The 10,522-nt window shown below is 60.5% G+C and carries 13 protein-coding genes and 1 pseudogene; 6 read left to right on the plus strand and 8 right to left on the minus strand.

Annotated features, from left to right (window positions below; all coding sequences use genetic code 11):
- Positions 1 to 103: 103 nt before the first annotated feature.
- Together GGQ88_RS20550 and GGQ88_RS20555 are read left to right on the plus strand one after the other, a co-directional pair.
- Complete coding sequence (locus GGQ88_RS20550; RefSeq protein WP_183615296.1) at positions 104 to 520, plus strand: DUF4879 domain-containing protein; 417 nt, start codon at positions 104 to 106, stop codon at positions 518 to 520.
- A 138-nt stretch (positions 521 to 658) separates the two neighbouring features.
- Positions 659 to 1,738 carry an IS630 family transposase gene (locus GGQ88_RS20555; RefSeq protein ID WP_183615297.1) on the plus strand — a complete coding sequence of 360 codons (1,080 nt, stop codon included), beginning with the start codon at positions 659 to 661 and terminating at the stop codon, positions 1,736 to 1,738.
- On the opposite strand, the gene GGQ88_RS20560 is transcribed toward GGQ88_RS20555, so the two are convergent.
- The 4 genes and pseudogenes from GGQ88_RS20560 to GGQ88_RS20570 form a co-directional block, all read right to left on the minus strand.
- A complete protein-coding gene (locus GGQ88_RS20560; protein WP_183615298.1) occupies positions 1,735 to 2,352 on the minus strand; it encodes a hypothetical protein in 618 nt (205 codons plus the stop codon). The two genes, GGQ88_RS20555 and GGQ88_RS20560, sit on opposite strands and share 4 nt — an antisense overlap.
- 142 nt (positions 2,353 to 2,494) lie before the next feature.
- A pseudogene (locus GGQ88_RS21510) lies at positions 2,495 to 2,676 on the minus strand (histidine phosphatase family protein); the annotation flags it as partial.
- 2 nt (positions 2,677 to 2,678) lie between these two features.
- Positions 2,679 to 3,077 carry a type II toxin-antitoxin system VapC family toxin gene (locus tag GGQ88_RS20565; protein WP_183615299.1) on the minus strand — a complete coding sequence of 133 codons (399 nt, stop codon included), beginning with the start codon at positions 3,075 to 3,077 and terminating at the stop codon, positions 2,679 to 2,681.
- The gene (locus GGQ88_RS20570) at positions 3,074 to 3,355 is read right to left on the minus strand and encodes an AbrB/MazE/SpoVT family DNA-binding domain-containing protein (protein WP_246386412.1); all 282 of its coding nucleotides are present in this window, start codon (positions 3,353 to 3,355) and stop codon (positions 3,074 to 3,076) included. The genes GGQ88_RS20565 and GGQ88_RS20570 overlap by 4 nt, the downstream gene beginning before the upstream one ends.
- 138 nt (positions 3,356 to 3,493) lie before the next feature.
- On the opposite strand from GGQ88_RS20570, the gene parA reads away from it, so the two are divergent.
- From parA to GGQ88_RS20585, 3 genes are read left to right on the plus strand one after another with little or no spacing between them, the layout of a single operon-like run.
- Positions 3,494 to 4,147, plus strand: coding sequence for a ParA family partition ATPase (gene parA, locus GGQ88_RS20575; protein WP_183615300.1), 654 nt, complete (start codon positions 3,494 to 3,496; stop codon positions 4,145 to 4,147).
- On the plus strand, positions 4,144 to 4,455 hold the full coding sequence (locus tag GGQ88_RS20580) for a ribbon-helix-helix domain-containing protein (RefSeq protein WP_183615301.1): 312 nt from the start codon (positions 4,144 to 4,146) through the stop codon (positions 4,453 to 4,455). Before parA ends, GGQ88_RS20580 begins: the two co-directional genes overlap by 4 nt.
- A 40-nt stretch (positions 4,456 to 4,495) precedes the next feature.
- Positions 4,496 to 4,909, plus strand: a complete 414-nt coding sequence (locus GGQ88_RS20585; protein WP_183615302.1) for a hypothetical protein — start codon at positions 4,496 to 4,498, stop codon at positions 4,907 to 4,909.
- A 1-nt stretch (position 4,910) separates the two neighbouring features.
- Here the strand turns inward: GGQ88_RS20585 and GGQ88_RS20590 are convergent, their stop codons facing one another.
- On the minus strand, positions 4,911 to 5,069 hold the full coding sequence (locus tag GGQ88_RS20590) for a hypothetical protein (protein WP_246386413.1): 159 nt from the start codon (positions 5,067 to 5,069) through the stop codon (positions 4,911 to 4,913).
- A 52-nt stretch (positions 5,070 to 5,121) separates the two neighbouring features.
- On the minus strand, positions 5,122 to 8,091 hold the full coding sequence (locus GGQ88_RS20595) for a Tn3 family transposase (RefSeq protein WP_008603805.1): 2,970 nt from the start codon (positions 8,089 to 8,091) through the stop codon (positions 5,122 to 5,124).
- Between the two features lie 173 nt (positions 8,092 to 8,264).
- On the opposite strand from GGQ88_RS20595, the gene GGQ88_RS20600 reads away from it, so the two are divergent.
- A complete protein-coding gene (locus GGQ88_RS20600; protein ID WP_017184234.1) occupies positions 8,265 to 8,825 on the plus strand; it encodes a recombinase family protein in 561 nt (186 codons plus the stop codon).
- A gap of 84 nt (positions 8,826 to 8,909) precedes the next feature.
- On the opposite strand, the gene GGQ88_RS20605 is transcribed toward GGQ88_RS20600, so the two are convergent.
- Positions 8,910 to 9,989: a Cj0069 family protein gene (locus GGQ88_RS20605; protein ID WP_157784811.1), complete on the minus strand. Its 1,080-nt coding sequence runs from the start codon at positions 9,987 to 9,989 to the stop codon at positions 8,910 to 8,912.
- A gap of 88 nt (positions 9,990 to 10,077) precedes the next feature.
- A partial coding sequence (locus GGQ88_RS20610; protein ID WP_246386414.1) for a superoxide dismutase occupies positions 10,078 to 10,522 on the minus strand: 445 nt, incomplete at its 5' end.

A 10,522-nucleotide genomic window follows, 5' to 3' on the forward strand; every position in this document is an offset into this window, starting at 1 on the left:
GGTAGTCTTCGCAAAACCACCTGAATCAACGACTTGGGCTCGCGTCAAGCTAACCCACTGATACCACTCAACTTAGTTTCGGATCAGGCTCTCAGCCGTTGCTTTGTCGCTGATCACGAGCGCGGCGCAAGCGCAGTCTGCGCCGCCGCTGACCAAGGTGATGATTTTTGAGGTCAAATCAACGGATCAAGGCGTTGAGCCCATTAGCGAGTATCAAAGCGCGACCGTTCGGGATCATGGAGGGACGCAGCTTCGCGTGGTTGTGCGGGAGATCGGCTACGGTAAATCTGTCCATACAGTGAAATTGAATGGAACACTGATTTCGAATACCGTAGTAAACACCATTCCGCTTTGCGGAACTGCTGCGGCACCCACGCGCACGTGCAATCCAGGTAATATTTATATCGGCTACGATAAAGAGTTTTCTCTGGATGGCCAATCTGGCGGCCTATTTTCTGTTTCCACTCAGAATGCATTTTCTCCGTTCAACTGGATTACTGATACGATCAATATTTTGTGATCGCTGTTCATTTTTGACAACGTTTCGGCCTCAGGGTTACAGCCCTGAGGCCGAATTGCTATGAGCTAGTGGATTGATCGAGACGGATGATTCCAGTTTTGGGATTCCCACCTGCGAGTTTGCATGCGAGACGGAGGCATGCGCACCGGTATCCATATTGAGGTCACATCGGAGGACACGAAACGGCTTGAGGCGATCGTCGCCGCGCGTGGTTCTCCTCAGAAACATGTTTGGCGAGCCCGGATCATTCTGGCGACGGCAAAGGGTCTTGGCACGCAGGCGATCATGGCGGCGACGGGAAAATCCAAGCCATGCGTGTGGCGCTGGCAGGAGCGCTTCATGGCTGAGGGCGTCGATGGCCTGCTCAGGGACAAGAGCCGGCCGCCGGGGATCGCCCCTCTCGATAAGGCGGTGGTCGACAAAGTCGTCAAGCTGACGCTGGCGTCGCCAGACCATGAGGCCACCCACTGGACGGTGCGGGCGATGGCCAAAGCCGTGGGCATCGCGGCTTCTTCTGTGGTGAAGATCTGGCATGATCATGGTCTTGCACCCCATCGCTGGCGCAGCTTCAAACTGTCCAACGACAAGGCATTTGCCGAAAAGCTGCACGATGTTGTCGGGCTCTATGTCTCGCCGCCGGCCCACGCCATCGTGCTGTCGGTCGACGAGAAGAGCCAGATCCAGGCGCTCGACCGCACCCAGCCCGGCCTCCCGCTGAAGCGCGGCCGCGGCGCAACAATGACCCACGACTACAAGCGCAACGGGACCACGACCCTGTTTGCCGCGCTCAATATTCTCGACGGATCGGTGATCGGCCGCAACATGCAGCGGCACCGGCATCAGGAGTTCATCCGCTTTCTCAATGCCATCGAGGCCGAGATGCCCAAGGACAAGGCAATCCACGTCATCTTGGACAACTACGCCACCCACAAGCAGCCAAAAGTCAGAGCATGGCTGGACAGGCATCCGCGATGGGCCTTCCACTTTGTCCCGACGTCCTGCTCATGGCTCAATGCCGTCGAGGGGTTCTTTGCCAAGCTGACCCGCAGGCGTCTGAAAAATGGCGTGTTCCATTCGGTCGTCGATCTGCAGGCCGCCATCAATCGCTTTATCTGCGAACATAATGGCGATCCCAAACCGTTCATCTGGAAAGCCGATCCTGACGAAATCATCGCCGCTGTCCGTCGCGGGCACCAAACGTTGGAATCAATCCACTAGGATAAGTGCCTGTTTGAGTTTGGCGATGTACCAATCACATCAAAAATGGCAGTATTCACCGATGGCGATAGCTGCCCGCTCTGGACACTGGTCATCCACGCGAGCGTCTCTTTGGAGATGCCAAACACTTCCCCGTCTTTCGAAATTTTCTGGCTTAGAACGTGGGAAAAAGCATCCATAGGCGTATCGGAATATACGGCTTTTCCACCCTGCCAGGTCATATTGTCCGACGAAAATCCTGGCAAAACACCTATATCGTCCAGGCTCACGCCACGATTGACGATGGCGTCGTTCATTACCACCATCGCTTGTTTGGCACTCATCCTGCTGAAGTCATATTGCCCTTCAGGCAAGCCTTGCTGCTGACTGACGTTCTTTGCCCCCTCAGATAAGTAAGTCTGGTATTCTTCATGGGTGTGATTCACAGAGTAGTTAAAGTCGAAATCGAAGTCCGCAGTGTTTGCCTTGGCCTTGGCGGCATCAGAAATCGTTACCTTGGTCCCACTTGACGTTGATGATGCCAGGGTCTGCGCGAACGAGCTGTCTTTCGCAGCCACTGAGTACGATACAGCACTCTGCTTCAGAAAAGACGTGTTGGAGACGGAATTGATCATGATGCCCCTTCCCGAGAGAAATTGTGGGCATCATTAAGCATCTCAATTAATAATTTGCGAATTATGTGGCGGGGGATTTACGGAGTAAATGGGCTTTGGCGTAGGTGCCAGACGTTCCCATCTCATTGAAGCTCAACCCACTGCTCGTTGCTGATCGCCGCCGGCTCGCCGGGAAGAGCGCGATCGTCGGCGCTTCGGCCCAGCTCGCCGCGACATGCCGTGCCTGTCCCCTGCCTCGCTCCGTCAGCTCGATCGTCGCCAGATCGTGACGGGAACACCGGCGTTGCCGGTGCTTTCCCCATGCCAGATGAATATCGCGCGGATGGCTATTTCAGCAGCAGGGCGGCGGCCCCCTGCCCTTTCAGCAGTTTGACCGCCGTTTTGTCGAAAGACACGAACGTCTCCCCGCCGTGGAATCGGCCGTCAAAGGCGATTACCCCGTCCGCGAAGTCGCCGCCCGCATCGAGGATAGCCAGGCCCGCTTCCACCGCAGGGCGATTGACGACGACATTCTCCGCTTCGATTACGCCCCGGAGCGCGGCGGCAATTTCGGGCCGGGTTTTCTTGTAGAGCCGTTCCAGAACCCAGGCGAGTTCGCATAGCGAATGCACGCTGATCGCAACGTGGTTTGCGCTTTCCATCGCCTCGACGGCGGCGAGGCCCTGCGCTTCGTCGTCCGCCAGCACCAGGCGCAGCAAGACGTTCGTGTCGGCCGTGATCTTCATTTATCGTCCAGACCGGCCACGCCAGCAGCAGCGCCCGCTTCCGCGATAGCGTCGTTGATTTCCTCAATCGTGAACCGGGGAGCGTCGCCCTTCCCCTTGAACATCCCATGCAGCGCCCGCCACGAACCCTTTGGCTGGTCCGCTTTCAGTTCCGCTCTGCCATCGGGCAGCAGGTCGAGCCTGATTTTGCCGCCGGGCTGGATGCCGAGATGTTTCAGAATATCCTTCCGAAACGTCACCTGGCCCCGCGCGGTTACGCTTAATGTCGTCATGGTCATTACCTCCATATCAGACCAAGGTAATGCAGAGTTGCATTATTTTCAAGACCCAAATCCTGATAGCCCCTTCCCTCTTTCATTCAGCCGCCGCTTGCGATATGACCACATGCAAACATGCGGTCATGTAAGGATATTCACATGCCAACAATTGCGATCATCAGCCAGAAGGGCGGCGCGGGCAAGACCACCCTCGCCCTGCACCTGGCCGCCGCCGCCGAGGATTCCGGCGCTACCGCGCTGGTGATCGACCTGGACCCGCAGGCGACGGCGAGCCAATGGGCGGCATGGCGACAGGACGCCCCCCCGGTCGTGATCGACAGCGCCCCCCCTCGCCTCGCCGCCAAGATCGAGCAGGCGACGGCCCAGGGCGCGGCGTTCATCGTGATCGACACCCCGCCCCATGCCGACAGCGCGGCCAGCGCCGCCGTCGAGGCGGCCGACCTGGTATTGATCCCTTGTCGGCCGAGCGCGTTCGACCTAGCCGCGATCAAGACGACCGCCAGCCTGGTGAAGATGCGCGGCAAGCCCGCTTTCGTGATCTTCACGGCGGGAAGCCCGACCGCGCCGCGCATGTATGAGGAAGCGGCGCAGCTCGTGCAGGATTATGGGCTGGACGCCTGCCCCCACCATATCGCGGATCGCGCCGCCTTCCGCCACGCGGCGGCCGAGGGCAAGACCGCGATGGAGGTGGAGCCGGACGGCAAGGCGGCCGACGAGGTGCGCCAGCTTTACAAGTGGACATGCGAGCATGTAAACATGCAAGCATCTAGGAAGCGGAGGGCCAGCGCATGAGCAGCCGGAAAGGATCATTGCTTGCATTGCGGGGCCGCGATCCCGCGCCGTCACCGGCGACGGCCGAGCCAGAGGGCAGGGCGGCCGCGCCAATCGCCAGCAGCACCGGCACCGGCAGCGGATCGAGCAGCAGCACGGTTGCGCCGAGCCGTCAGGGCAAGAAGGCCATGACGGGCTATTTCAGCCCGGAAATGTCCTTCGCCATGCACATGACCGCCCGCAAGAACGGGATGAGCCTACAGGACGCAATGGCCGAGGCGTTCAACGACTGGCTGCGCAAGATGGGGGAAAGCCCTGTAGGCAAGTGAGCATGTTCACATGCAAACATTTGGCGTTGGGGAAATGTTCATGGCCGTGCTGATCGTGTCCGCCATCTTCGCACTGGTGATGATCGGATTGTCTATCCGGGCAAATGCCCGCTTTCGGCAGGAAAAGGAGCTGCCGATGCAATGGCTCCTTACTCGCTCCGAACCTCTTTCCAGATCAGTAGTCCGAACCGCTCCTCGCGCTTTCGTTTTTAGCCTTACTCCCTTTCTGGCGATTTGCACGCTGGCGCTGTTCAATGTTGTAGCGATGACCCTGACACCAAGGCCCGGCCAGGAGGGAATGTTGTTCCCGTCCCTGATATTCATTGGAAGCGTGTTCGTCGCGGCCCACGTTTTTCACCTTCGGCTGATCGGGAAAACCTTGCGCCGCAACGGCCATACGCCCGCATGTTCACATGCAAACATGCGGGCAAGTAAACATGCCCGCATAGGATGAATCAGCGCAGCGGCTTGCGTTGGTGCCGCTTCTTGCAGAATCCGAGGAACGCCCCGGCGGGGCTTTTCAGCTCCGGCTTGCCCATGTCGTGCCACCACGACACCCATTCGTCATAGAGCGCGTAAACGTCATATCCCGGCGCGGCCGTCTTGGGCGTCACCTCAAGGTTTGTGCGCCAGACAACGATTTGGCGGACATAATGAGAACACTGGCTATGCCACGAGTTTGAGGCGGGCCATGGGATCGTTGAGGGTGCGGAACTCGCCAGGGGAGAGCCGGTTTGCCCTTTGCCACAGATAGTCGCCGGTCAAACTGATATGCACCCAGCCCATCGGCGAGAGATGGGCAAGCAGCGCATCATCGAAGGTGCCGCCGGATGATTGGAGATGCTGGGCGGCCCTGTCCATATAGACGGTGTTCCAGTAAGAAATCGCCGCGATCAGCAGATTGAGGCCCGATGCCCGATATTCCTGATTCTCGATCGAGCGATCGGTGAACCGCCCCTGTCGGTTGGTGTAGATCGCGGCGGCAAGGGTATGACGTGCTTCGCCTTTATTGAGGCCGGCCTGGCAGGCGCGACGCAAGTCGGGCTGTTCAAGCCAGTCGAGCGCAAATAGCGTCCGCTCGATGCGGCCGAGTTCGGCCAGCGCAAAATCCAGCCTGTTCTGGCGCTTGTAGGCGGCCAGCTTGCGCAGGATCGCGGAGGGCGCAACGGCTCCTTCCTTAATGGAGGCGACGATCCTGACGATGTCATCCCAATCGGCTTCGATCGCCGCCGTCTTGATCGTGCGGCCCATGAGGCTTTCGATGCCTTTGTAGGTCGAAGGCGCGGCGATCGAGCCGAGTTTCCGGTCGGCGATGTCGCGCAGACGGGGCACGAACCGGAAGCCGAGAAGATGGCAAAGGGCAAAGACATGGTCCGTCGCGCCGCCGGTATCAGTGTAATGCTCATGCAGCGGTAGCGCGCCGGCGCCGAGCATCAGGCCATCCAGCACGTAGGGGGCCTCGCCGGCGGTGGCCGACATGATCCGCGATCCGAACGAGGCAAAATGATCGGACAGGTGGGAGTAGATCTTCAGGCCCGGCTCGCTGCCATATTTCGCATTGATGTCGGCCGCCGCCGATCGGTTGCGGCCCGAGCGGAAGAACTGCCCATCGGAGGATGAACTAGTGCCGGCTCCCCAATGGCGCGTGAAAGGAAGATCATGGTGCGCGGCAACGATCATCCCCAACGCGGCCTGATAGTTTTCGGGCGACAAATACCAGTTGTGGGTCCAGGCAAGCTGGGCGTAGCTCACCCCGTCGCTGGCGTTGGCCATGCGCTCTAGACCCAGATTCGATCCATCAGCGAGAATGGCGGCGAGGATCGCGTGCGGGTTGTCATGCTCCTTGCCGGACCGAAGATCGCGAAATGCGCTCAGGAACCCGGTGCGCTCGGCCACCTCGACCAGGAGTTCGGTGATCCGCACGCGCGGAAGCAAGGCGTCGAGCCTGCGATCGAGAGCCTCCGCCTCGGGTGGAGTGATCGCCGGCATGGGTTGCAGCTTGAGCCGGTCGCGTTCGAGCGCCACGCCCGCGAGCCTGTTCGCCTTGAGTTGCTTGGCGAAACGGCGCAGCCGCCAGTCGAGCGTCCTTGCCCGCTCCTCCAGATAGGCGGCCGCATCGGTCTGGAATGGCAGGCTGTCGGCCACCTTATCGGCATCGCGTCGACTCAGCAAATAGGTGTCGAAGCGGCGATAATTGCGGGTTCCTTCGACCCATATGTCGCCGGCGCGCAACCGATCGCGCAGCGTGGCCATGATGGCCGTCTCGTATCGCCGGCGATCGACCTGGCCACCTTCGGTGATGAGGCGCTTCCACTGCCGGTTGGCGAATGGGAGCGGAACGCCCTCGGGCAGGCTGCGGGCCTTGCGGGCATTGGTATCGCGGATGACCTCGATGGCCTTGACCAGTTGCGATCCGCTCCCCGATGCCTTGAACGTGAATGTATCGAGGAAAGCCGGGCTGAACCGCCGCAGCGTCGCATAGCGACCAGTCGCCGCGACAAGCGCATCTTCGCCCGCCAGCTCGGCCAGCGCATCGACCTGCGATTTGGCTGCGACCAGTCTGTGCCAGCCTACCGCTTCGTCGATCAGTTCGAGCGGATTACCGCCATGTTCGACCGCCTCTCCCAGCGCGGCGATCGTCGCGCCGAACAGCCGCATAAGTTCGCCGACCGAGCGGATGCTGTCCTGATAGCGCCTTTCCCGCCCGCGCCGCGCCCGTGTGAACAGGCTTCCGACAAGCCTGTCGAACATCTGGATCGCACCATCGGCGAGCCTGGCATCGAGGTCGATGACCGCCGCGATCAGCGTCGCGCGGCGCCTGTTAAGGCTATAATCGGAGAGCAGGAACGCCGGCGCAACGCCACCTTCGCGCATGAACTGCGCGAACCGGAAGTCGGGGATTTTCGCGCCGATCGCCGGGTCGATGCCGATTCCGCGCACATAGCGTAGCCGTTCCAGCAGCCCGTTGATGTTCGCCGTGGTGGGCGCTTCCTCGAAATTGCGCAGCCAGGCCAGCGGCGTCATGCCGAAGTCGCTGTTGTTGACGATCAGATCATCGATCCGCGCCAGTTCGGCATGACCCAGGCTTTCGACAATGAGCGCCGCCGCGGCTTTGCGGGCGCGTGCCCTGCCGGCGAGGCCCGCACGTTCGAGCGTGTCTGCCGATGGAAGAATGAAGCGTTCCTGCTTCAGCCCCTCCATCAATGCGCGGACAATAGGTTCGCCCCGATCGGTCCGCTCCGCAGCTCTTGCGGCGAGATCGAGCGCGAGCGGTATATCCCCTCGCCGAAAAGGGTGTAGCCCCAGATGCCGTGCCGCAATGTCGGCATGATCGTTACGTGTTTGCGCGCGCTGGCCATAGTCGGCGAACGCATCAACATCGACGAAGAGCTGGGCGGCGAGATAGTGAAGGACCGCATCGGGGACGTCGACGTCGGGCTGCAAACCGAAGCCGGGATGCCGCATAAGCGCGATCTGCGTTGCCAGACCGAGGCGGTTGGCAGGGCGATAGCGGCGACCGACCAGTTCGAGATCCTCGGCGGCAAGGGTATAGTGGCCGACGATCGCGGTTTCGTCATGGGGGATATCGAACAGGCGACGCCTTTCTTCTCCGGTCAATAATCGCCGCCGCGCCATCCTGCCTCCATCCCGAGTCGAGAGCGACAGGCTAGCGTCAATCTGGAGTATAGCCTAACCGGACGTCAGGATGCAGCGGCGGTTTCTGTCAGGATAGGGTTATGGCAAGCATTTATTGACGCATGTTCCGCCGTGTCATAGAATTCAACCTGACATTTTGACCGGAGGCGGCGATGAAAGGCCAGAGGATCGGTTACGTCCGGGTGAGCACATTCGATCAGAATGTCGATCGCCAGTTGGACGGGCAGTCGCTCGACCGGATTTTCACCGACAAGGCATCGGGCAAGGACATCAACCGCCCCGAACTCGATGCCATGCTCGCCTTCGCCCGCGAGGGTGACACCGTCGTGGTCCACAGCATGGATCGATTGGCGCGTAATCTCGACGATCTGCGCAAACTGGTTCAGTCCCTCACCAAAAGAGGCGTCCGGATCGAGTTCGTGAAGGAAAGCCTGGCCTTCTCGGGCGAGGATTCCCCGATGGCCAACCTGATGCTCTCGGTCATGGGTGCGTTCGCCGAATTCGAGCGCGCCCTGATCCGGGAGCGGCAGCGCGAAGGCATTGCGGTCGCCAGACAACGCGGTGCTTATCGCGGGCGGAAACGTTCCCTCTCCGACGAAATGGTCGCCGAGCTGCACCGCCGTGTTGATGACGGCGAGCGCAAGGCCGTCATCGCCCGTGACCTGGGGATCAGTCGCGAAACCCTCTACCAGTATCTCCGCGCTGCCACCTGAGCCGGTTTCACCCAGCCTCGCTCACCCTTAGGCTTGTCTGATTGATACGACCAATGTCACGTCTCTTGAATTGCTTGAATCATATCAATGAGGATTGGAGGTCTCCTTCGTCAAACGAATGGCAAGAGCGCGACCGATTGCCGCTGCGGCGACTGGCTGGACGGCGCTTGGCGGAAATGGTGCAACCGAACTAGCATTGATCTCGCAAAGCGCATAGGAGCCATCGCTGATGGCTTCACCAGGGCGAAATAGGAAGTCGGCGTCCCAAAGAAGCGGAAGATCGTGGTCGGCGATCGACAGCAACCTTTGCATCTCTGGAATCCAGCGATCCTCCATCGCTTTCCGTAAGGCTGCGAAGCGCGTCACCTCCGGTCCGAACATGGCGCGGCCCATCGGCTGTGGGGTTGACGACGTTGTATCAATGGCCGTTGGCGTCATCAGCGCAGTGATCAGGTTGTGCCCAAAGCCAACCACTCGGTGCCCGCACACGTAGCAGCGGACCATGCCCTCGGACGACTGCGGCTGATAAGCCTGATCGATCAGCACGCCGCCGTCGTTTAGAAACGGCACCCACCTTTCCAAGCACTCGGCTAGGCTGATGCGCTCCGATTTGCTTCCTTGGCGGGCCTCTTGAACTTTCACCGACGTTTTCAAAGCCGGAGCGTTTCCCGCTTCGTCTAGTTGGACACGCCATACATTCCTGCCGCCGTTGCCGTAGTTCGGCTTCAGCACGCGCGGGCCTGCGGCAAGATGTTCGGGGAAACGAGCGCGAAGGCCTTCAGCGTCCACGTATCGATCGACATCGCTGCCCCATTCCATGGAGCGCGTTGTGTAGAGCACTTCCTTGACGCCGATTTTGGCGATCACGTCAGGATGCGCGCTGACGACAACGCCGCACCCCGCGACTTCGCGCAGCATTGGATCGAGCTGCGAGCGGTCGCCTGAAATGTCCAACGGATTCACCCAGACCAGCACTGCGTCGCACGACAGCAGCTCGTCCCGAATCTCGCGAACCGCCTCGTCCCTGTACAGTACAGGCCTTGCGGTCGCCCCGAGCGCCCGCAAGGCCTGCATTATCGGCCACTGCCGGGCTTCATGAAAGCGATGCGTCCACTCGGCTGCTTGCCCACGCCAAAGAAGAGCGATGTTCGGGCCGGATGTCATTGTTGCATCTCCCCATCGGACCTGTCCCCTTTGTGGTCGCGAACTCAGGTGTCGCGCAGCAGTGGGTGTTAAGCCACGGCGGTCGGGTTCAGCCGCCGCCGCGCAAAGCCGCGGCATAGCGCCGGTCGACCACTTCCCAGTCGATGTTGCGGAAGAAGGCGTCGACATATTTGGCGGCGGCGGTGCCGTAATCCATGTGGAAACTGTGCTCGTACATATCGAGCGCGAGCAGCGGCACGCCGGCAATCGCACCGTGCATATGATCCCACGCCCAATGGTTGTGCAGCGAGCGCGTGTGGAGATTGTAGACGAGCACGCACCAGCCCGATCCGCCGGCAAGGCTCATCCCGGTACGGCGGAAGTCGGCTTCCCAGCGGTCGAACGAGCCGAACGCCGCGCCCAGCGCGTCGCGGATGGAACCGGCTGCCTGGCCGTTGCGGGGGCATCGCAGAATCTGGTCGTAAACGTACGCTAAGCCTCTGATTGGCGGTTTTGCGTGCGTAATGGTCGAAACCCGTCCAGTGGCAATTTCA

This window comes from Novosphingobium hassiacum (genome assembly GCF_014196055.1).
GTDB classification, from domain to species: Bacteria; Pseudomonadota; Alphaproteobacteria; order Sphingomonadales; family Sphingomonadaceae; genus Novosphingobium; species Novosphingobium hassiacum.